This window comes from bacterium (assembly GCA_035691305.1).
Taxonomy (GTDB): domain Bacteria; phylum Sysuimicrobiota; class Sysuimicrobiia; order Sysuimicrobiales; family Segetimicrobiaceae; genus DASSJF01.
The window spans coordinates 1-20251 of record DASSJF010000044.1 but is presented as its reverse complement, the minus strand read 5'-3'; the positions used below and the strand labels follow the sequence as shown (position 1 = coordinate 20251).

Here is a 20251-nt window from a genome sequence, read left to right as displayed (position 1 = left end):
GCTGCCGTAGTTGATCGAATTGATCTCGATCGTGAGCGGCTGGCCGTTCTTCATCCGGATGTTGTTGGGACCCATCTTCCAGCCGGCCTCGTCCAGCAGCTCGGCGGCCTTCTTCGGATCGTACTTGTACTTGGCGCAGAGATCCGGGGTGGCCAGCGTGTGCTGCGTCAGTGGCGCGCACGCGACGGTGCCGAGTCCTCGGTACACCGACTCGGCGACCGCGGCGCGGTTGACCCCGAAGAGCAGCGCCTGCCGGACCTTCAGGTCGTTCGTCGGCGGCTTCCGGACGTTCAGCACCCAGATGCGCGGCGCGCCCGGATACGGGTTCTTCTCCACGCGCAGCGCCTTGTTCGTCGAGAGGCGCGTCAGCACCGCGGCGGGCGTGCTGAGGAAGCTGATCATCTGCGTTTCGCCGGACTCGATCGTCGTGACGCGTGTGCCGGATTCCGGGATGAACTTCCAGACGATGCGGTCCACCGGCGCCGGGCCCTGGTGGTTGCTATACGGCGGCCGGCGGTTATAGTCCGCGCTGCGAACCAGGGTGATGTGGTCCTTCGCCACGTACTCGCTGACGACGAACCGTCCGCTGCCTACCGGCTTCTGGTTGACCGCGTCGCCCTGCCCCGGCGTCGTCTTCGGCGAGATGAGCGAGAGCGTTCCGCCGGCAGAGTACGACAGGAACGGCGCGTACGGCTCCTTGAAGGCCACGCGGACCGTATACGGGTCGACCACCGTGGAGCCCGCGTAACCGGAGAGTGCGGCGAGCGCGCCGCCGGCCTTGAAGTTCGGGTTGACGATGCGGTCGAAGTTCCACTTCACCGCCTCGGCGTTGACCGGCGCCCCGTCCGAGAACTTGGCGTCCCGCCGCAGCGTGAACGTGAACGACTTGCCGTCCGGCGATGCCTTGTACTCTGTGGCCAGCCACGGCGTCAGTTTGCCGGCGAGGTCCTCGTACAGCAGGTTTTCGGTCACGTCGGTGATGATCTGGAACGTGACCGCCGACGGCGACGCGTGAGGATCGAGCGTGGGCGGCTCCTGGTCCAGGCCGACGGTCAGCGTCGACGGCGCGGCCCCCAGGACGGGAACGCCGGCGCCCAGGCCGGCGAGGGCCAGCGCGGTCAGGCAGACCGCCAGGTACCGGAACACGACGTGCGGGTCTCTCATCATTGACCTCCCTGGGCTCCGGTGGGGGCGCCCACCGGGATCTTTGTCTCCCGCAAGTACCGGGCCGCGTCTTCGGGCGGCACCGTATTAATGTAGAAGCCCGAGCCCCATTCGAACCCCGCGACCTGCGAAAGGCGGGGCAGCACCTCGATGTGCCAGTGATAGAAGTGATCGACCTTCGCGTCGTACGGCGCGGTGTGGATGAGGTAATTGTAGGGCGGGTTGTTCAGACAGGCGTGCAGCCGCCCGAGCACCCCCTGCAGCGTCTCCGCGAGCGGCCGCAGCTGCGCGTCGCCGAGCGCGCCGAAGCTCGACGTGTGCCTGCGCGGCAGGATCCACAGCTCGAACGGGCACCACGACGCATGCGGCGTGAACGCCACGAACTCGTCGTTCGTCCAGACGAGCCGCCGGCCGTTGTGGCCGTCGCCGCCGCTCTCCTGATGCAGGATATCGCAGAAGACGCAGCGGCCTTCGCGCGCGAAGTAGGCCTGGGCTCCCGCCAGCTCTTCCTCGGCGCGCTTCGGCACGATCGGAAGCGCGATCAGCTGTGAGTGCGGGTGCGCGAGCGACGCCCCGGCCGCCCGGCCGTGGTTGCGAAACAGCAGCAGGTATTTGAACCGCGGATCGCGGTCGAGGTCGAGGTAGCGCTCGCGGTACATCCACAGCACCGACGAGAGCTGGTCCACGGTCATCACGCCGGGGTGCGCCGCGTGCTCGAGCGTCTCGATGATCACTTCGTGCGCGCCCACGCCGCCCATCCCTTCGTACATGCCCTCCATCGTGACGTCGGTCGATCCCTCGATGCGCAGCGCGGGGTACTTGTTCGGTACGACCCGGACCTGCCATCCCGGCGTATTCGGCGCGGTGCCGGGCCGGCGGATCGCCGCGATCTCCGGCGGCGTCATGGACTCGCGGCCCTCGCAGAACGGGCAGTTCGCGGACGAGGGGGCGTCCGGCGCGCCGCCCTTCGCGAAGTCGCTCGGCCGCTGGGCGCGTTCGTTGGCGATGATCACCCACCGGCGCGTGATCGGGTCCTTGCGCAGTTCGGGCACGTTGGTCCTCCGTTGGGGCGGCGTCGCGGGCGGTGCGGGATCAGGCATGGGCACCGGCGCGCCTCGCGGCGAGCGCCTGCCGGTACGTGTCGACGTACCTGGCGGCGGCACGGCGCCACGAGAAGTCCTGTCGCATACCAGTCTGTTGGAGCCGCCGCCACAGGCGGCGGTCGCGGAACGCGGCGAGCGCGCGCTCGAGCGCCCCCCACAGCGCGCCCGGCTCGTACGCTTCGAAGACGAAGCCGTTCGCGGCGCCGCGGGCGACCGCGTCGGGGCTCGCGTCGACGATCGTGTCCGCGAGCCCGCCGGTCTTCCGCACGACCGGGACGGTACCGTAGCGCAGGCTGTCCAGCTGGTTGAGGCCCGACGGCTCGTAGCGGGAGGGCATCAGGAACATGTCCGCGCCCGCCTCGATGCGGTGGGCCAGCGCGTCGTCGAACCCGAGGGTCACGGAGACGCGCCCGGGGTAGCGCTTCTGGAACTGCGGAAAGAGCTCGTGGTACTTCGGCTCGCCGGTGCCGAGCAGGACGAACTGCGCACCCGCGCCGATGAGGCGGTCGAGGACCGCGGCCACCAAATCGAAGCCCTTCTGGTCGGCGAGGCGGCCGATCATCCCGACAAGCGGCGCCCGCGGCGTGCCGGCGAGATTGTGGAGGCGTCTCAGATCGCGCGTGCAGGCGTCCTTGCCGGCGCGGTCGTCCGCCGTGTAGCGCGCCGCGATGTGCGGATCGGTCGACGGATCCCAGGCGCTGTAGTCCACGCCGTTCAATATGCCCACAAGATCGGCCGTCCGCTCGCGCAGGACCCCCTCCAGGCCGCACCCGAACTCCGGCGTCTGGATCTCGCGCGCGTACTGCGCGCTGACGGTGCTGAGCCGGTCGGCGAAGACGAGCCCGCCTTTGAGCATGTTCACCTTCCCGTAGAACTCGATGCCCTTCGGCGTGAACACCTGCGGCCCGAGTCCCGTGAGCGGCAGGCGCTCCGCCGGAAACAGCCCCTGGTACGCGAGATTGTGGATCGTGAAAAGCGTCGCCGCGCCCTCAAGCCCGGCGGGGCGCGCCTCTTCTCGCAGCCACACCGGCACGAGACCCGTCTGCCAGTCCTGGCAGTGCAGCACGTCGGGCGTCCAGCCGATCCGGCCCGCGAGGGCCAGGGCGCCGCGGCCGAAGACCGTGAAGCGCTCGAGGTTGTCCGCGTAGTCCTTGCCGCCCTCTCCGTACAGGCCGGCGCGGCCGAACGACGGCTCGTGGGCGACGAGGTACACCGGCACACGGCCGCCCGGCAGCCGGCCCTCCAGAAACTCGACTTCCACCTGCCTGTCCCCCAGCCGCACCGGTGAGCGGCCGATCGTCCGAAATCCAAACTTGCTCCGATCGATCGCGCGGTAGCCCGGCAGCGCGATGCGGACGTCACAGCCGAGCTCCGCGAGGGCAGCGGGCAGCGCCCCCGAGACATCCGCGAGCCCGCCGGTCTTGGCGAACGGGACCGCCTCCGACGTGCAGAACAACACGCGCACGGGCTCGTTCACGGCTCTCGCACCTGAATCGCTTCCTCCACTTCGGGGCCGCGGCCGTCGCTCGCCGCGTACGTGCCCGGCCGCATAAAGGTGACGTCAAGGGTGCCGGCGGCGCCGTCGTCGACGATATTCGTCTCCGCGCGCAGGCCCGGACCCGTGACACTGAAGACGCGGGGAGCGCCGGACGCGTTCCGCACGACGAAGCGGACGCGGCCGGGAAGCAGCAGCATGACGGCGGGATCGATCACGTTCGTGCCGAGGGTCACCTCGATGCGCCGCGGCTCGGCGGCCCGAACGGGCGGCTTCCAGAATCCCCGTCCGGCGGTGATCGCCGCGAGGCTGAGGATGCCCGCGCACAGCACGCCGGCGAGCACGCCGCGGAGCACCGCAACACCCACGGCGGTCGGGGTTCGTCGCGGCGCGAGAGCGGTCCTCCAGCGGCGCGCGCCCGGGCCGCGCGCCGCGTCGGGAGGAGGTTCTCCGGGCCGACCGAAGGATAGCCGGCGCGCTCGTCTCGCGGGCACGTACTTTACGGCCCAGCGGGGGATTGGGGGAACCAGCGATGGGGATCCGATTGTTCGTCCGTGCAGTGGCGGCGGCGGTCGCCGTACCCGCGCTCGTAATCGCGCTCGTCACACCGGGCCGGCCGGCGGCGATGCCGGAGATCAAGATCGGCACCGTGCTGCCGCTGACCGGCGCCTTCGGTTCGTCCGGCGGGTACTTTAAGCAAGGCTACACGATGGCGATCGACGACGTGAACAAGGCCGGCGGCCTTCAGGTCGGCGGCCAGAAGTATCACGTCACCCTGATCATCCTCGACGACGGGAGCGACGGTACGCGGTCCCGCAGCCTCGTCGAGAAGCTCGTTACGGACCAGCACGTCAATTTTCTCCTCGGCGGCTACGACACATCGTTGGTTGAGGCTCAGGAAGTCGTGCCCGACCAGTACAAGATCCCCTACGTCGAGGGGGGCGGCGCGGCGTCGGAGATCTTCAAGCGCGGCTACAAGTACATCTTCGGCACGCTCGCGACGGTGTACGATCTCGGCAAGATCACGATGGAGTTCGTCGCGGCGCAGCAAGCCGCCGGCAAGCTGCCGAAGCCGCTGACGATGGCGGTGGTCTGGGAGAACACGGACCACGGCAAAGACTACATCGACGCGGTCACCGACGCGGCGAAGGCGCATCCCGATCTCTACCGGGTCGTGCTCAACCAGTCATTCCAGCTGAACGGCAGCGACTTCTCGCCGCTGCTCCAGCAGGTCAAGGCGTCGAACGCGCAGGCGTTTCTCTCCGACGCGCACCTGCCCGACTTCATCACGATGCATCGCCAGTATCTGCAGGCCGGCCTCTACCACCAGTTCGTCTCGTACGGCGCGCGCGGGCCGGACCAGAAGGGACGCCAGGCGCTCGGTTCGGGCGCGGACTACCTGATCGCGGGTCTGTGGTGGACCCCCGCGCTCAAGGACCCGGCGTCGCAGCTGTTCACCGAGCGATACACGAAGGAATACAAGGCGGTGCCGGATTGGTTCCAGGCGCTGTCGTTCGAGACGGCGCGCGCGCTGCTCGCCGGCATCTCGAACGCCGGGACGCTCAGCGGCCCGAAGGTTCGCGATGCGCTGGCGAACCTCAGGCTCGCCTCCATGCTGCCGGGCGGGGTGATCAAGTTCCAGCCGAACGGGCAGGTCGCCACACCGTACGTGATGGTGCAGAACACGCCGGGCAATACCGTGCGGATCATCTGGCCGAGCAACATGCCGGAGACGCGGGCGGCGACGCTGCCGATGCCGAGGCCGTAGGGGCGGCGGGGCCGGACTAGACGGGCGACCTGCGGGGGCCAGCCGGAGGTGTTCTCCGCTCAGAACCTGATCTCGGTCTGCATCACGTCGATCCTGACGGCGGGGCTGTACGCGGTGATGTCGTACGGCCTCGCCATCATTTACGGCGTGATGAAGGTCATCAACTTGAGCAACGCCGGCTTCCTCATGCTCGGCGCGTTCATGACGCTCGTCTACTCCCAGGCGTGGCACCTCGATCCGATCGCCGGCGCGTTCCTCAACATGCCGCTCTTCTTCCTCGCGGGCGTCGCGGTGTACGCCTTTCTCGTGCGGCGCGTGCGCCGGGCGCTCCCGATCGCGTCGCTCCTGATGCTGTTCGGGCTGTGGCTCGTGCTGCAGAACGCGGCGCTCACGATCTGGGGCAGTGAAGACCAGTCGATCATCACGCGATACACGTACAAGGCGCTGTCCTTCTTCGACTACCGGATCGCCGTGACGCGCCTCGTCGTCTTCGCGGTGGCGCTCGCCGTGATGGGGATCCTGCACGTCCTGCTGAACCACACCTACGTCGGGAAGGCGCTGCGCGCCACGGTCCAGGATCCGCAGGCGGCGCTGCTCGCCGGCATCGACACCGAGCGGATCAGCGCGATCGCGTTCGGCCTCGGGACGGCCTTCGCGGGATTCGCCGGGGGACTCATGACGCTCTTGTTCAGCTTCACCCCGGACTTCGGCGCGCCGTTTCAGCTGAAGAGCTTCACGATCATCGTTCTTGGCGGACTGGAGAACCTCGCCGGCGTGACGATCGGAGCGGCGGTCCTCGCATTCGCGGAGTCGTTCGCGGTGCTGTTCATGCGGGCGAGCCTGCAGAACGTCGTCGCCTACGCGCTCCTCGTTGTCGCGCTCATCGTGATGCCGGGCGGCGTCGCCTCGCTGTTCGGACGGCGGACGTGACGGGCTTCAGGCCTCGGCCCGCCTCGCTCGCCGCGCCCGCCCTCGGCCTCGCCCTTGCGCTCGTGCCGCTGATGGCGCCGCACAACATCACCCTGCTCAACCTCGGGTTCTTCACGTTCCTGTACATCGCCCAGGGTCTCGCCTGGAATATCCTGGGCGGCTTCGCCGGGTACGTCTCGTTCGGCTACGCGGCCTTCTTCGGCCTTGGGGCGTACGCCACCGCGCTCTTGTGGCTGCACGGCTGGAGCCCCGTGCTGACGTTTCCGCTCGCCGGTCTGTGCGCGGCGGCCTTCTCGCTGATTGTGGGCGTGCCGACGCTGCGCCTCCTCGGTCCGTACTTCTCGATCGCGACGATCGGCGTCGGCGAGGCGATGCGTATTCTCATGCTCAACCTGGACAACATCACCGGCGGGGCGTCGGGCCTGAACCTGCCTACGGTCGTGCCGTCGAAGGCGTGGTTCTACCTGGCGGCGCTCGTGATGGCGGGCGTGGCGTACGCGACCGCAACGTGGGTCCGCGACTCGCGGTTCGGCCTCGGGCTCGCGGCGCTCCGGATGGACCTCGACGCCGCGGAGACGCTCGGCGTCCGGACCGCGCTGTTCAAGAACGTGGCGCACGTCATCAGCGCCTTCCTCGTCGGCGTGTGCGGCGGCCTGTTCGCGACGTACTTCCAGTACCTGCATCCGGATACGGTGTTCAGCTTTACGGAGAGCATCAGCCTCGTGCTGATCGCGCTGATCGGGGGGATCGGCACGATCTGGGGTCCGATCCTCGGCGGGGCGGTGTTTTACGCGGTGCAGGACTACCTGCAGACGTCCTACCCGAACTTCCACCTGCTGGTGTACGGCGTGCTCTTGATCGTGATTCTGCTGTTCGAGCCGCGCGGCCTCGCCGGGCTCGCCGCGCGGCTTGCAGGCCGCCGCGGGGCGTTTACCCCCGGCGGCCTCGCCGACCACCGGGCCATCAAAGCGCCGCACGGGGGGAGCGCGCCATGACCGCCGCAACGCATCCGCCCGCTTGGTCCCACGAGCCGGACGCCCCCGCGAGCCCGCTCGTGCTGGAGGGCGTGACGAAGCGCTTCGGCGGGCTGGTGGCGGTCGACGACATCTCCGTGGCGATCGAGCCCGGAAAGATTACCGGCCTCATCGGTCCGAACGGCGCCGGGAAGACCACGATCTTCAGCGTGGTCAGCGGGAAGTTCGCGCCGACCACCGGCCGCATCACAGCGCTCGGGCGCGACATCACCGGTTGGTCGGCGCACGCCGTCTGCCGTCTCGGGTTGTGCATGACCCACCAGATCGTCCGGCCGTTTCCCGATCTCTCGGTGCTGGACAACGTCATGGTGGGCGCCGCCTTCGGCGGCGGCGCGCGCATCGCCGCGCACGACGCGCGCGCGGATGCGCGCGCGGTGCTCGAGTTCGCGGGGCTCGCGGCGCGGGCGGATCAGCCCGCGTCGGCGCTCACGCTCGCGCAGCGCAAGCGTCTCGAGATCGCGCGGGCGCTTGCGACGAAGCCCACCGTGCTCCTCCTCGACGAGGTGCTGGCCGGGCTGACGCCGCCGGAGGTCGCGCAGGCCCTGATCCTGGTCCGAGAAATCTGCGCCCGCGGCGTCACCATTCTCATGATCGAGCACGTCATGCACGCGGTGATGAACCTCTCGCACCGGGTGCTCGTGTTGAACTACGGCCGTCTGATCGCGGACGGCACCCCGGCCGAGGTTACCGGCAACCGCGAAGTGATCGAGGCCTACCTCGGTGCCGGAGCGGAGGAGACGCTGCATGGCTGACCGGCCGGGGAACGGGACCCCGCTGCTCGAGGTCGCGGGTGTCGCGGCCGCCTACGGACAGGTGCGCGCGCTCTGGGACGTGTCGTTCACGGTGCGGGAAGGCGAGATCGTCACCCTGCTCGGGGCGAACGGAGCCGGCAAGACGACGACGATGCGCGTGATCTCGGGCCTCCTGCGGCCGCTGACCGGCGACGTCCGCCTGAGCGGCCGATCCATCCAGCGGCTGCGCGCGCCGGCAATCGTCGAGGCGGGCATCATTCAGATTCCGGAAGGCCGGCGGCTCTGGCCCCGCATGACGGTGCTCGAAAACCTGGAACTCGGCGCCTACCTGCCCGAGAGCCGCGCCCGCAGGGCCCAGACGCTCGAGTGGGTGCTGTCGCTGTTCCCGCGGCTCGCGGAGCGGCGCACGCAGATGGCCGGCACACTTTCGGGTGGCGAGCAGCAGATGCTCGCGATCGGCCGCGGCCTGATGGGCCGCCCGCGCCTGCTCATGCTGGACGAGCCGTCCCTCGGTCTCGCGCCGATCCTCGTTAAGGAAGTGTTCCGCATCGTGCGCCAGATCAACGCGGAGGGTGTGACGGTGCTGCTCGTCGAGCAGAACGTGCACCAAGCGCTCGAACTCGCCTCGCGCGGCTACGTCCTCGAGACCGGGCGCGTCACGCGATCCGGCTCGGCCGCGGACCTCCTCAGGGACCCGGAGATCAGGCGCGCGTACCTCGGCCGCTAGGGCCGCCCGGCGACCGACGCAGATCGCCGTAGATCGCGACGGCGTTCTCCCATAAGAGACGGCGGGCGATCGCGTCGCCGTCGTCCCCGCGCGCGTACCCGCGGGATCGGATCGCCGTCAGGGCCGCATCGAGCGCTTCGCGCGCGTGCCGCCCGGCCAGCCAGAACAAATCCGGGATCGAGAACGCGTCTGTCGCGAGGAGCACCTTGGACGCCGGCGCGAGCCCCAGGGCTTCGACGATCATGTCGCCCGCCCCGTGCGCGGCGAACGGCACCGTCAGCGACAGGTCCATCGCGACGTTGGGATAGACGTGCGTAAGCCACGCCGCTTCGCGGACGTACGGGTACGTATGAAGCAGGACGAACGTGATCGGCCGGAACGGCGGATGCTCGAAGACGGGGCGTAGCCACAGCGGGTTGGCGAGGCGCAGGTCGAGGTCGCGGTCCCCGAAGCCCGTGTGCACCTGCACCGGCAGGCCGCGCTCCGCGGCGATCTCGAGCGCCGTCCACAGGAGCGCGTCGAGGAGCGGCTTTGACGCGAGGCGGGTCCGTCCGCGCCCCGCGGCATCGTGCGCCTCGCGGAAGGCGCCGGCGAGCGAAGCCGCGTCCCACCCCCCGGTCTCTCCGGCCGGCGTGCGCAGATCGAGGCCGGTGCGGTAGGCGATGATCGTCTTGAGGCCGCGCAGACGCGGAATCGCCGCGCGGACCTCCGCGGCGAAGCGCTCGCGGAGGTCGTGCCATCCGTCCGCCGCCGGGATCAACCGCTCCGCCAGCACCTCGAGACGGAGCAGCTCGCCGGCCGGGCACGGCAGCAGTTCCCGCAGCGCGGCCAGGTCGTAGTGGTCCGCGGCCCGGAAGCCGGGGTCGATGAGAATCGCGCCGATGCCGGCGTCCGCGAACATCTCACGCGTGAGGCCGGGAAACGGCCGGCGCGCCCTCGCCTCGAGGACGGCCTGCTCCGTCGCGGCGCACCCGAAGAACTCGCCGAGATCCGCGAGCGCCCGCCGGTAGAAGAGGCTCCAGACGACGTGGCGCGCGACGACGTCCTCCGAGTCGCTCTCGGTGAAGTGCGCGCGGAACGCCTCCGGCGTGTCGGGCTGCACGCGCCGCAGGGAGTGGGCGTGATGGTCGTACAGCGGGATGCCGGCGAACGGCGCGGGGTCTCGGGACGTCACGGCGTAGGCGTCACGGTTCAGTAGATGAAGAGATGGCGCCTCGCGACCTCCGCGGGGCCGAGATCGCGCAGGGCGTTCCACTCTCCGCGGCGGACGGCGAGATACGAGCGCACGAGGGGCGCGCCCAGGATCTCCTGGAGCGTGGAGTCGGCTTCGAGCGCGTCGACCGCCTCGGCAAGCGTGGCGGGCAGCGGGACGATGCCGCGCCGCCGGCGCTCCGCCTCCGGCAGCGATCCCGGGTCGGTCTCGATCGGCTCCCCGGGCGTCAGCCCGCGCTTGACGCCGTCGAGGCCGGCGGCGATCACGCCGGCGAGCGCGAAATACGGATTGGCGCTGCCGTCGCAGGTCTTGAGTTCGACGTTGCTCGAAGCGGGGCCGCGCCGCGGCGTGATCACGCGGATCGCCGCCTCACGGTTCTCCGGGCCGTAGCACGCGAACGCGCCCGCCCACGAGTTGGGCCGCAGCCGCGCGTAGGAGTTGACACTCGGGGCGACGAGCGCGCACAAGGCCGGCAGGTGCGCGAGGATGCCGGCGATCCATGTGTACGCGGGCGGGGACAGATGGAGGCGGTCGCGCTCGTCGTACATCACGGTCTGCCCGTCGCGCCAGAGACTCGTGTGCAGGTGGCAGCCGCTGCCGGCGCTGTCCGGAAACACGGACGGCGCGAAGGACGCCGAAAGGCCGTGCCGGCCGGCCACCCCGCGCACGCCCTCGCGGAGGAGGATGTGCCGGTCTGCGGCGGCGACGGCGGGCGCGTGGCGGATCGACACTTCGAACTGTCCGGGGCCCGACTCGGGGTAGAGGAGCGCGACGTCGAGCCCCATCGAGTTGAGCGTATCGGCGAGGTCCCGCAGCATTTCGTGGGCGCCGTCGTGCGCGATCGTCATGGCGAAGTTCGTGCGATCGACGGGTTCGTGCCCGGGGGCGCCGGCGTCCGTGCGCCGCAGCAGATAGAACTCCGGCTCGAACGCGGCCTGCACCTCGAAGCCTTCGGCCGCGGCCGCCTCGACGGCGCGCCGCAGGCACGCGCGAGGATCGTGGGCCCACGGATCGCCCGCGGCCGTCTGAAAGTCGCCGAGCATCATCGCCGCGCCCTGGTTGTACGGCAGGACGGTGAACGTGTCGGGGTCCGGAACCAGCCAGACCTCGCCCACCGGGCTCAGCCCGCTCGCCGGAAGCGGCGTATCGCCCATCATCGGCAGCGCCTGCTGGGCGACCGTGAAGCCGACGCCGTACTTCAACATCCCCTCCAGTCCATCGAGGGGCACGGCTTTCGCGCGGATGAGGTTGGCGCTGTCGCAGTATGCGGCGCGGATGAGCCGGACGCCGGCGGCGCGTGCGCGGTCGTAGACGGCGTTGGGGCTCGCACGCTGGGTGTGCGCGCGCTCGGAGGCCGGCATGGCGAGGCCCGTTTCAGGAGCGCGCCGGCCGTTCCCTCCTGCGCCGTTCCTTCCCCCGCGTCTTGCCGCAGAGGACGAGCGCGAGGTCCGCGACGTTGGTGCCGGTCGGACCGGTGGTGATGAGGTCCCCGGTCGCCCGAAGCAGCGGATACGCGTCGTTGTTGCGGAGGCGGCGCGCGGGATCGAGCCCCGCCCGCCGGGCGCGCGCCAGGGTGGCGCCGTCCACCGCCCCGCCCGCCGCGTCCGTCGGCCCGTCCCGCCCGTCGGTCGCGAAGCCGACGATCAGCGTGTCCGGCACGCCTGCGATGGCGGCGGCCGCCGCCAACGCCAGCTCCTGGTTGCGGCCGCCCCGCCCGCCGCCGGTCACGGTGACGGTGGTCTCGCCGCCGCAGACGACACAGGCCGGCCGCCGCACCGGATCGCCGGTGGCGGCGATCTGCCGGGCGATTCCGGCGAGCACGCGGCCGGCGTGGCGCGCTTCGCCTTCGAGGTAGGTGGACAGCAGCAGTGCGTGAAACCCAGCGGCCCGCGCCGCCGTCGCGGCGGCGCGGGCCGCGGCGAGATTATCCGCGACGATCGTCATCGCGGCCTCGCGAAAGACCGGATCGCCCGGCTTCGGAGTGTCGGGGATCGCCCCGTCGCGCCCCCGTTCGAGCACCCCGCGCACCGCCGCGGGGACGCGGGCGGCGACGCCGTACCGGTCGAGCACCGCGAGCGCGTCCGCGAACGTCGTCGGGTCCGGCACCGTCGGGCCCGAGGCGATCGCGTCCGGCGGCGAGCCCACGACGTCGGAGATCGCCAGCGTCGCGACACGTGCGGGCGCCGCCCCGCGCGCGAGCTGTCCGCCCGCGATCGCCGAGAGGTGCTTGCGCACGGTGTTCAACTCGACGATGTCGGCGCCCGACCGCAGCAGCAGGTTCGTCGTCTCCGCCAGATCTTGGAGCGACAGGCCGTCGCGGGGAAGCGGCAGCAGCGCCGAGCCGCCGCCGGACAAGAGGCACAGCACGAGATCGTCGGGGCCGAGCCCGCGGACGAGCGCGAGCATCTCCCGGGCCGCCGCTTCGCCCGCCGCGTCCGGCACCGGGTGCGCCGCCTCCCGTACGATGATCCGCGACGGACGGTCCCGGGGACCCCGCGCGGCCGTGACGAGGCCGGCCGTGATCCGGCGGCCGAGGGCCCGTTCCGCCGCCCGCGCCATCGGCGCCGACGCCTTGCCTGCGCCGACGACGATCACCTTGGCGTGATCGCGCAGCCGGTACGTCCGCCCGGCGATCCGGACGCCGGTGCTCGTCCGGACGATCGCGCGGCCCGTCGCGGCGCCCGGGTCGACCGCGCGGATCGCCTCGGCGAGAATCTTCGCCGCGGCGCGGCGGAGCGCCGCGGTCCCCTCGACGCGGAACACCGACGGGTCGAGCTTCAGCGCCATCTCAGGGCCGCGGCGCGAGATCCGTCATGTCGCGCGCTCGATCGTGACCGCCGTCCCGGAACGCACCGCCTTGAACACCGTCGCGTCGCCGGAGACTCGGCCGAAGACGTTCACGGGGCTCGCCGGCCGGATCTCGCGGCCGTGACTCGCGGGCGTGGGACCGAAGAAGATGCAGAAGGCGCTGCCCGGCGGCCAGTAACCCAGGTCGCCCATCTCCACGACTTCCCGCGGCGCCTCGGGGGCGCATTCGACGGGGATCGAGAAGTAGATCTCGTCCCCCCACGTGCTCGCGCGCGCTTCGAGCGGCAGGGCGTTCCAGACGGCGTCCGCCGTCTTGCCGGTCCCGAGCGTGGCGGTGGCGCTGACCTTGCCGGCCGTGATCGTGATCGTCCGCATCCGCGGTCCTCCCCGAGTCGCGCGCCTGGCCGAGGCGCGCCCGCCTACCAATCGACGAGCAGCCGTTCCGTCCGCCCGTTCGGCCGCACGGCCAGGAGCGGCGGCCGTCCCCGACCCGCGGCGTGGCCGTTCGACGACGCCGGTGGATCCGCCGCGTCGAGCGCCGCCCGCACGGTGTCGCGCGCGAGCGGAGCGAGGTTGTTCGTGTCGCTGAGGTGGACGAGACAGACGCCGCGGCGCCGCCCGGCCGCGCGGGCCGGCGACGCGGTGCGCGCGAGCGCCCGCGCCGCGTCGTCGTTGCTGAGGTGCCCGCGCCCGCCGAGGATGCGGTTCTTGAGAAACCACGGGTAGCCGCTCACGTGCAGCAGCCCGAGGTCGTAGTTGCTCTCGAGCACGGCGAGGTCGGCCCCGGCGAGCTGGGCGTCGAGAACCTCGTCGGCCGCTCCGAGGTCCGTCGCGACGACGACGCGGCGGCCCGCCGCCGCGACGGATACGCCGACGGGCTCCACCGCGTCGTGCGGCACCGGGAACGCGATGATCTCGAACGGGCCGATCGCAAACGGCGCGCCGGGCGCGAACGCTTCCACGACCGCGCCGGCGAGCGGCTGGGCCGCCGCGGCGAGGGTGGCGGCCGTCGCGTAGACGCGGACGCCGGCCGCGCGCGAGAGCGGTCCGGCCCCGCGTGCGTGGTCGTCGTGCTCGTGCGTCAGCACGACCGCGCGCACGTCGCGCGGCGCGAGCGCCAGGCGCGCCATCGCCCGTTCAAGCGCGTCGAGCGACACCCCCGCGTCGACCAGCACGCGCTCCGCCCCGCACTCGAGGAGCAGCGCGTTGCCGGCGCTCCCGCTCGCGAGCACCGTTATCCCCAGCGCGCTCATCGCAGCGTGATCTCCCACGGCATGAACGCCAGCACGCCCTCGCGCAGCAGCATCTCCGCGGCGTCGAGCATCCCGAGTGCCGACCGGCGCCCGATCGTCACCGCGCGGGGCGGACGGACGATGAACACCGGAACGACGCGCGACGGCGCGAGGCCCATCAGCTCCTTCGCCGTGTCGACGGCCGTGTAGAAGTCGCCGAGGCGATCGACCAGGCGGTGCTGCAGCGCCTGGCGGCCGGTCCACACCCGGCCCCGCGCCACCGCCTGGACCTGCTCGCGCGTGAGGCGGCGGCCCTCCGCCACGCGGTCCACGAACCGCGCGTAGATCTCCTCCGCCTGCGTCCGGAGCCGCCGGCGCTGCTCGGGCGAAAACGGCCGGAAGGGCGAGGTCATCGCCGCGGCTTCTCCGCGTGTCAGGATCTCGTGGTGAATCCCGGCGCGTCGCGCCAAATCTTGAAGGACGAACTTGCCCGAGATGACGCCGATCGAGCCGGTCAGCGTGCCGGCCTGCGCGATGATCCGGCGCGCCCCGGCGGCGACGTAGTAGCCGCCGGACGCGGCCGTGTTGCCGAAATACGCGACCACCGGCTTGACGCGGTTCGCCCGCACGACCGCGCGCCAGATGAGGTCCGACGCCAGCGCGGAGCCGCCGGGAGAGTCGACCGACAGCACGATCGCCCCGAAGAGCGGGTTGCGCTCGACGGCGCGGATCGCGCGGACCAGCGACGCGTGGCCGCTCGCCTCGCCGCGCGCGAACGGCAGCGGGATCGGCGCCCGGGGCCGGCTCTCGCCCATCTGGATCGCGCCCCGGACCGGGATGACCGCGACGGCGCGGCCGGGCATGCGCCACCGGAACGGCGCGCGCAGCCGGCGGCGCGCGATGCGCCACGGCACGATCGCGGGCGCGCGTCCGCCCGCGGCGAGGTAGTCCGGCAGCTCGTCCTCGTACAGCAGCGCGTCCACGAGTCCGGCGTTGCGTCCCTCGGCGGCCGACAGCGGCGCCCGGTCGATCGCGGCGCGCACCGCCGCGGGCTCGAGACCGCGGGAGGCGGCGACCTCGCCGATCAGGTCGTCGTACACCGAGTCGAGGATGGCGTTGAGCTGCTCCCGCATCGGCTCCGACATCTCCCGCCGCGTGAACGGCTCGACCGCCGACTTGTACTCCGCGATCTGCTCGAACTCGCCGCCGACCCCGGCGCTCCGCAGCGCGTCGCCGAAGAACGTAACCTCGACGGCCGCGCCGCCGACGTCGAGCACGCCGCTCTCCGGCATCACGATCGTGTTCGCGACGCTCGCCAGATAGTACTGGCGCGTCGTGACCTGCGTGAGGTGGGCGACGATGCGGCCGCCGCGGGCGCGGTATTCGGCGAAGGCGTCGCGGAGGCTCTGTACCGACGCGAGCCCCGCCGGCAGGTCGCCGAGCGTGACGACGACGCCGGCGGCGCGCCGGTCGGCGCGGATGACCGCGAGCTGCCGCCGGACGTCTTCGATCGTCTGCGGCCGGCGGACCCACCAGGGGTCGCGCGTGCGGTGGTCGGGATAGGGGCCCGCGAGCTCGAGGAGCACGTACACCGGCCGCGGTCCGAACAGCGAGACAAGAAGGTTCCGGATGAGGATGCCGGTGTCGTAGACGAGGTCGCTCAGGCGGATCAGCAGCTGCATCGCGCGCTATACGTTCGCGGGGGGGATCAGGCCTTTCCTCGCACCGCCCACGACGAAATGATCGCGGCCGCGGCCAAGGCGACGACGGCGGCCCAGTTCACCGCGCGCGCTTCCGCCCACGCCGGCTCCGGGCCGGGCAGGCCGATCCAGACGAGCGCCCGGCCTTCGCGGCCGGCGGCGTTGGTCCCCGTCACCGAGCCCGGGAGCGTCAGCAGGACGCGCACGTCCGGGGCGCCCGCCGCTCGGGCCCCGGGCGCCGCGAGCGTCTCCGAGTAGGTCGCGGCCACACCCCAACTGTGCTTTTTTATATGAAGGACGCCGAGCGGCGCCGACGGCGCCAGCAGCCCGGCGAGCGCGCCCCGGTCGACGTCCTGTTCGACCTGCGCCCGCCCGGCCTCGGTTCCGACGACGCGTATGTCGACGGCCGTCCCGCCGGTTGCGGCGAAGACGACCGTTGCGAACAGCGCGCCGAGCCAAAATCCCGCCACCGTGCCCCGCATCCGCCACCTCGTGGAAAGACTATTTTCCGGAACCGACCCGCGGTGGGACTTCACCGCGCGGGCCGCGCCGGCCTACGAGGGAGCACCCGGGCCGCGCGCGAAGGCACGGCCGATGCCCGAACGCGTCCTTCTGCGCCGTGCCGGCTCCGCCGACACCCGCGAGGCCGTGCGCCGGCGCGCGGCCTCGGTGGTGCGGGCCTCCGGCATGCGGCGGCCGCCTTTTTGGCCGGAGCGGTACGCGGCGAAGTGCGGGGTCTCGGCGATCATCGCGGGTGTCGTCGACGAGGGACCCGTCCGCTTCGAGCAGCGGGCCACGACCGAGGGCCGGGCGCGCCGCACGCTCATCGTGGTCGACCGGCGGTTTCCGCCGCACACGCCGCAGTGGAACGGCGCGGTGGCGCTCGGCCTCGGCGAAACGCTCGTGCCGCCCGGCGGGGCCGGCGACGCGCGTCGCACGCTGACCGAGGTCGCGGCCGCGGACCTGCTCCTGCCGCCGGCGGTGTTCCGGCCGGCTGCTGCGCGCACGGACCTGACGATGGATGGCCTGCGGGATCTTGCCGCGCGATTCGCGGCGCCGCTGCGCCTTACCGCGCGCCAGTGGCTGGCCACGGGACTTTGGCGCGGCTACGCGCTGCTATGGCGTCCCGACGGCAGCACGCTTCGTCTCGCGTGGCGCGCCTCGCCCTCGGACCGCTTTCCGCCTTGGCTCGCCCCGGGCGCCGACGCCGCGGTGGTGTGGGCGCCGTCGTCGCGGCTCTTCGCCACGCACCGCACCGGCCGGCCGCACCACGGCGTCGAGGAAGTGCGCACCGGCGCCGGCACGGCCTGGTGGTTCACGCGGTTCGCCGCGGTGCGCGACCCGCTGGCCGCGCGACGGGCCGGCGGCGCCGAGGGCGATCGCAGTGCGGTGCTGGCGATGGTAATGCTCGCCCCCGGCGGACCGCGCGCGGCGCGACGCCGCGGATACCGTCAACCGGAGGGAATACTCTCCGGACCTTCGAACTAGACGCGCGATGGCGGTTCGCGGCGGACGCAACATTTACGGCTATTCGATCGGCGTGCTGATGCTCGATACGGTCTTCCCCCGCGTCCCCGGCGACATCGGACACGCGGGCACGTTTTCGTTCCCGGTGCTGTACCATCGCGTGCGGCAGGCGTTTCCCTCGCGCGTCATCCGCGAAGCGGATCCCGCCCTGCTCGACGGGTTCATCGAAGGCGCGCGGGCGCTCGAGGCGGCGGGCGTGCTGGCGATCACGACGTCGTGCGGCTTCCTCTCGATCTTCCAGCGGCAGCTCGCCGAGGCGGTGCGTATTCCGGTGTTCACGTCGGCGCTGCTGTTGGTGCCGATGGTCGCTCGGATGCTCGGGCCCGACCGCGCGGTGGGCGTGCTGACCGTAGACAGCGGCTCGCTCGGGCCGCGCCACCTCGCCGAGATGGGTATCACGGAGGAGGTCCCCGTCGTCGTCGCCGGGCTCGAAAAGGGCCACGCGTTCTCGCCGGTGCTGTTGGACAACGAGCTCGAACTCGACGTGGACGCCGCGCGGCGCGAGCACGTCGAGGTGGCCCGCGACCTGCTGGAGCGCCATCCGCAGGTCGGGGCGCTCGTGCTGGAGTGCACCAACATGCCCCCGTACGCCGCGGCGATCCGCCAGGCGACCGGCCTGCCGGTCTTCGACATCACGTCCCTGATGCGGGTGGTGCACGCCGCGCTGGTCCCGCCCGACTACGCCGGCCGGTAGCGGCCGGCCCCCCGGCGCCCCCGGAACTTCTTGCGCAGTTTATCGCTGTGGTAATATGGGCAAGCCAATAAGTGATTTCTTGTTGACCGCGCGCCTCTCGCGCCGATAAAGGGAAGGAGTTCGTCTATGGCACCGGCTCTTGGTTCGCGGCTGCGGCCGTTCCTGGCGGCGCTGATCGCAGCCGCCCTGCTGATCACCCCGTTCACCCGGATGCCGCGCGCGTCGGCCGCGGACGCCACGCTGGTGGTCGCGGCGATTCGCGTGTTGCAGGAAGACTACGTCGATCAGGTGCAGCCGGTCGCGCTCCTGAACGCGGCGCTGGCGGTCCTTCGCAAGGCGACCAGTTTGGGTGCCGACGCGCTGCCCGATATCCCGGCCTCCACGCCCGCCTCCGACGCCGCGGTGCAGTTCACCGCGGCGTTCCAGAAGGCGGCGCAGACCGGCGCGATGCCGGAAACCGAGCTCGCCTACACGGCGACCGCCGGCATGCTGGCCTCCCTTCGCGACAGCCACACGTTCTTTCTCGATCCGGCCGCGCTGCGCGAGAGCCGCCGCCAGATCTCTGGCAACCCGGGCTTCACGGGCATCGGCGTGACGATCGTCGCGCGGAAGGACGCCTCCGGGACGTCCTGGATCTTCGTCGAGGACGTATTCCCCGGGTCGCCCGCCGCGGGGGCGGGCGTCAAGCGCTTCGACCGGATCGTCGAGGTCGACGGGAAGCCGCTGAAGGACGTGAACGTGGTCGACGCGAGTCAGATGATCCGCGGGCCCGCCGGCTCGACCGCGTCGCTGACCGTCCAGCGCGCCGGCCGGGCGATACCGCTCTCGGTCGTGCGCGCCGCGATTCGCGTGCCTCCGGTGGAGGCGCGGTTCGCATCGCCGGGCGTGGCGTACCTCAAGGTCTTCGGGTTCTCGCAGGGCGCCGGACGGGAGCTGCGCCAGGGGATCACGACGCTGTCCCGCGAGGGCCAGATCAAGTCGGCGATCCTGGATCTGCGCGGCAACCCCGGCGGCCTGATCATCGAGGCGGCCAGCGTGGGCGGCATCTTCCTGCCGACTCGGACCGTGCTCGCCCGGATCACCGAACGCGGCGAGCAGCCGAGCGTGCTGCGGTCGAGCGGGACATCGCCGCTCGACAAGACGCCGCTCGTCATCCTGGTGGACGGTCAGTCGGCGTCGGCCTCGGAGATCCTCACCGGCGCCTTCAAGGATTACAAGCGCGGGACGATCATCGGCGAGAAGACGGCGGGCGCCCTCGGCGGATCGGTTACCGTGCCGCTGCCCGAAGGCGGGATGTCCGTCACGGTGGAGCGGATTCAGACGCCGAAGAACACGGCGGTCGAAGCGGTCGGGATCGCACCCGACGTCCCGGTGACGCTGACGGTGGCGGACATGGAGCGCGGGCAGGACACCCAGCTGCAGGCGGCGCTGCGCGCGCTGCACGTGGCGTGGGAATGGCTGCTGCGTCCCCGGGCGGCCTAACCGGCGGGAGTCCGGAAGGGTGAGGGAAAACGCGCGGAGGGCCGGGGCGGCTGCCCCGGCCCTCCGATTTGACGCGCCGCGCCGCGCCGGACGCGTTCCTGACGCGTTCCTAATGAACGAGGCTCAGCTCCTCGAGCCTGAAGCGGAGTGCCGTCGGCGTCACGCCGAACATCCGCGCGAGCAAGTGCACGACCTCATCGGTTTCGGTTTCCCGCCGGCGCATGCCGAGCGATTGATCGATGCGCGGGGCGAGTTCGGCGAAACGGGCGCGGATCTTCTCCTCCGGCATCAGGATCTCGGCCGCGAACGCCCGTGCCTCGCGCTCCTCCTCGCGCCGCCGAGGCTCGGCGACCGCCGGGGTGCCCCCCGGCTCGGTGCTGGCGACGAGGGCGCTGTGCCCGAGGGCCGCGTGCCCGAGTTCTTCGGCGATGATCCAGCGCAGCTCGGCGTCGGTGTGGCCCCGCGGCGCGATCGAGATCACGACGCGCCCGCCGTCGCGTCCGATCGTCCCACGCTGGCCGGGCGGGAGGGCGCGTTCGACGACGGAATAGCCGAGCTCGTCCGCGATCTTGCGGACATCGACGGGAATGCCGCGGGGCCCGCCGAGCGCGCGCGCCCGCTC

At 71.7% G+C, this 20251-nt stretch carries 20 protein-coding genes; 8 read left to right on the top strand and 12 right to left on the bottom strand.

Annotated elements, in window-relative coordinates:
* The 4 genes from VFL28_08325 to VFL28_08310 all read right to left on the bottom strand — a co-directional run.
* Nucleotides 1-1164: ABC transporter substrate-binding protein (locus VFL28_08325; GenBank protein HET7264661.1), on the bottom strand; the 1164-nt coding region annotated here is incomplete at its 3' end.
* Nucleotides 1164-2216: a DUF4931 domain-containing protein gene (locus VFL28_08320; GenBank protein HET7264660.1), complete on the bottom strand. Its 1053-nt coding sequence runs from the start codon at nucleotides 2214-2216 to the stop codon at nucleotides 1164-1166. The genes VFL28_08320 and VFL28_08325, both read right to left, overlap by 1 nt.
* Before the next feature lie 40 nt (nucleotides 2217-2256).
* Nucleotides 2257-3732 carry a glycogen synthase GlgA gene (gene glgA / locus VFL28_08315; GenBank protein HET7264659.1) on the bottom strand — a complete coding sequence of 492 codons (1476 nt, stop codon included), beginning with the start codon at nucleotides 3730-3732 and terminating at the stop codon, nucleotides 2257-2259.
* A gap of 8 nt (nucleotides 3733-3740) precedes the next feature.
* On the bottom strand, nucleotides 3741-4130 hold the full coding sequence (locus tag VFL28_08310; protein ID HET7264658.1) for a hypothetical protein: 390 nt from the start codon (nucleotides 4128-4130) through the stop codon (nucleotides 3741-3743).
* 164 nt (nucleotides 4131-4294) lie between these two features.
* On the opposite strand from VFL28_08310, the gene VFL28_08305 reads away from it, so the two are divergent.
* From VFL28_08305 to VFL28_08285, 5 genes are read left to right on the top strand one after another with little or no spacing between them, the layout of a single operon-like run.
* The gene (locus tag VFL28_08305; protein HET7264657.1) at nucleotides 4295-5530 is read left to right on the top strand and encodes an amino acid ABC transporter substrate-binding protein; all 1236 of its coding nucleotides are present in this window, start codon (nucleotides 4295-4297) and stop codon (nucleotides 5528-5530) included.
* 48 nt (nucleotides 5531-5578) lie between these two features.
* The gene (locus tag VFL28_08300) at nucleotides 5579-6460 is read left to right on the top strand and encodes a branched-chain amino acid ABC transporter permease (GenBank protein ID HET7264656.1); all 882 of its coding nucleotides are present in this window, start codon (nucleotides 5579-5581) and stop codon (nucleotides 6458-6460) included.
* Complete coding sequence (locus VFL28_08295; protein HET7264655.1) at nucleotides 6457-7455, top strand: branched-chain amino acid ABC transporter permease; 999 nt, start codon at nucleotides 6457-6459, stop codon at nucleotides 7453-7455. Before VFL28_08300 ends, VFL28_08295 begins: the two co-directional genes overlap by 4 nt.
* Nucleotides 7452-8246 carry an ABC transporter ATP-binding protein gene (locus VFL28_08290; protein HET7264654.1) on the top strand — a complete coding sequence of 265 codons (795 nt, stop codon included), beginning with the start codon at nucleotides 7452-7454 and terminating at the stop codon, nucleotides 8244-8246. Before VFL28_08295 ends, VFL28_08290 begins: the two co-directional genes overlap by 4 nt.
* Nucleotides 8239-8973, top strand: a complete 735-nt coding sequence (locus tag VFL28_08285; GenBank protein HET7264653.1) for an ABC transporter ATP-binding protein — start codon at nucleotides 8239-8241, stop codon at nucleotides 8971-8973. Before VFL28_08290 ends, VFL28_08285 begins: the two co-directional genes overlap by 8 nt.
* On the opposite strand, the gene VFL28_08280 is transcribed toward VFL28_08285, so the two are convergent.
* The 7 genes from VFL28_08280 to VFL28_08250 are packed head-to-tail and all read right to left on the bottom strand — an operon-like array spanning nucleotide 8948 to nucleotide 16408.
* Nucleotides 8948-10147 carry an amidohydrolase family protein gene (locus VFL28_08280; protein HET7264652.1) on the bottom strand — a complete coding sequence of 400 codons (1200 nt, stop codon included), beginning with the start codon at nucleotides 10145-10147 and terminating at the stop codon, nucleotides 8948-8950. The genes VFL28_08285 and VFL28_08280 overlap by 26 nt on opposite strands.
* A 17-nt stretch (nucleotides 10148-10164) precedes the next feature.
* The gene (locus VFL28_08275; GenBank protein HET7264651.1) at nucleotides 10165-11547 is read right to left on the bottom strand and encodes a glutamine synthetase family protein; all 1383 of its coding nucleotides are present in this window, start codon (nucleotides 11545-11547) and stop codon (nucleotides 10165-10167) included.
* A 13-nt stretch (nucleotides 11548-11560) separates the two neighbouring features.
* Nucleotides 11561-12973: a DUF4147 domain-containing protein gene (locus tag VFL28_08270; GenBank protein ID HET7264650.1), complete on the bottom strand. Its 1413-nt coding sequence runs from the start codon at nucleotides 12971-12973 to the stop codon at nucleotides 11561-11563.
* A 24-nt stretch (nucleotides 12974-12997) separates the two neighbouring features.
* The gene (locus VFL28_08265) at nucleotides 12998-13369 is read right to left on the bottom strand and encodes a cyclophilin-like fold protein (GenBank protein HET7264649.1); all 372 of its coding nucleotides are present in this window, start codon (nucleotides 13367-13369) and stop codon (nucleotides 12998-13000) included.
* Nucleotides 13370-13413: 44 nt separating this feature from the next.
* Nucleotides 13414-14247 carry an MBL fold metallo-hydrolase gene (locus VFL28_08260; protein HET7264648.1) on the bottom strand — a complete coding sequence of 278 codons (834 nt, stop codon included), beginning with the start codon at nucleotides 14245-14247 and terminating at the stop codon, nucleotides 13414-13416.
* Complete coding sequence (gene sppA, locus VFL28_08255; GenBank protein ID HET7264647.1) at nucleotides 14244-15908, bottom strand: signal peptide peptidase SppA; 1665 nt, start codon at nucleotides 15906-15908, stop codon at nucleotides 14244-14246. The genes VFL28_08260 and sppA overlap by 4 nt, the downstream gene beginning before the upstream one ends.
* A 26-nt stretch (nucleotides 15909-15934) precedes the next feature.
* Nucleotides 15935-16408, bottom strand: coding sequence for a hypothetical protein (locus VFL28_08250; protein HET7264646.1), 474 nt, complete (start codon nucleotides 16406-16408; stop codon nucleotides 15935-15937).
* 112 nt (nucleotides 16409-16520) lie between these two features.
* Between VFL28_08250 and VFL28_08245 the strand changes: the two genes are divergently transcribed.
* The 3 genes from VFL28_08245 to VFL28_08235 all read left to right on the top strand — a co-directional run bounded on the left by VFL28_08245 (nucleotide 16521) and on the right by VFL28_08235 (nucleotide 19629).
* Nucleotides 16521-17414 (top strand): hypothetical protein, encoded by an 894-nt coding sequence (locus VFL28_08245; protein HET7264645.1) that lies wholly within the window; start codon nucleotides 16521-16523, stop codon nucleotides 17412-17414.
* Between the two features lie 7 nt (nucleotides 17415-17421).
* Nucleotides 17422-18147 (top strand): aspartate/glutamate racemase family protein, encoded by a 726-nt coding sequence (locus tag VFL28_08240; protein ID HET7264644.1) that lies wholly within the window; start codon nucleotides 17422-17424, stop codon nucleotides 18145-18147.
* Nucleotides 18148-18273: 126 nt separating this feature from the next.
* A complete protein-coding gene (locus tag VFL28_08235; protein HET7264643.1) occupies nucleotides 18274-19629 on the top strand; it encodes a S41 family peptidase in 1356 nt (451 codons plus the stop codon).
* Nucleotides 19630-19738: 109 nt separating this feature from the next.
* On the opposite strand, the gene VFL28_08230 is transcribed toward VFL28_08235, so the two are convergent.
* Nucleotides 19739-20251: ImmA/IrrE family metallo-endopeptidase (locus VFL28_08230; protein HET7264642.1), on the bottom strand; the 513-nt coding region annotated here is incomplete at its 5' end.

What these genes read in the sequence shown, in the direction of transcription:
- VFL28_08265 (HET7264649.1), bottom strand. Translation starts at nt 13,369, where the DNA reads ATGCGGACGATCACGATCACGGCCGGCAAGGTCAGCGCCACCGCCACG.
- VFL28_08240 (HET7264644.1), top strand. Translation starts at nt 17,422, where the DNA reads ATGGCGGTTCGCGGCGGACGCAACATTTACGGCTATTCGATCGGCGTG.
- VFL28_08260 (HET7264648.1), bottom strand. Translation starts at nt 14,247, where the DNA reads ATGAGCGCGCTGGGGATAACGGTGCTCGCGAGCGGGAGCGCCGGCAAC.
- VFL28_08245 (HET7264645.1), top strand. Translation starts at nt 16,521, where the DNA reads ATGCCCGAACGCGTCCTTCTGCGCCGTGCCGGCTCCGCCGACACCCGC.
- VFL28_08235 (HET7264643.1), top strand. Translation starts at nt 18,274, where the DNA reads ATGGCACCGGCTCTTGGTTCGCGGCTGCGGCCGTTCCTGGCGGCGCTG.
- VFL28_08305 (HET7264657.1), top strand. Translation starts at nt 4,295, where the DNA reads ATGGGGATCCGATTGTTCGTCCGTGCAGTGGCGGCGGCGGTCGCCGTA.
- sppA (HET7264647.1), bottom strand. Translation starts at nt 15,908, where the DNA reads ATGCAGCTGCTGATCCGCCTGAGCGACCTCGTCTACGACACCGGCATC.
- VFL28_08270 (HET7264650.1), bottom strand. Translation starts at nt 12,973, where the DNA reads ATGGCGCTGAAGCTCGACCCGTCGGTGTTCCGCGTCGAGGGGACCGCG.
- VFL28_08275 (HET7264651.1), bottom strand. Translation starts at nt 11,547, where the DNA reads ATGCCGGCCTCCGAGCGCGCGCACACCCAGCGTGCGAGCCCCAACGCC.
- VFL28_08250 (HET7264646.1), bottom strand. Translation starts at nt 16,408, where the DNA reads ATGCGGGGCACGGTGGCGGGATTTTGGCTCGGCGCGCTGTTCGCAACG.
- VFL28_08290 (HET7264654.1), top strand. Translation starts at nt 7,452, where the DNA reads ATGACCGCCGCAACGCATCCGCCCGCTTGGTCCCACGAGCCGGACGCC.
- VFL28_08285 (HET7264653.1), top strand. Translation starts at nt 8,239, where the DNA reads ATGGCTGACCGGCCGGGGAACGGGACCCCGCTGCTCGAGGTCGCGGGT.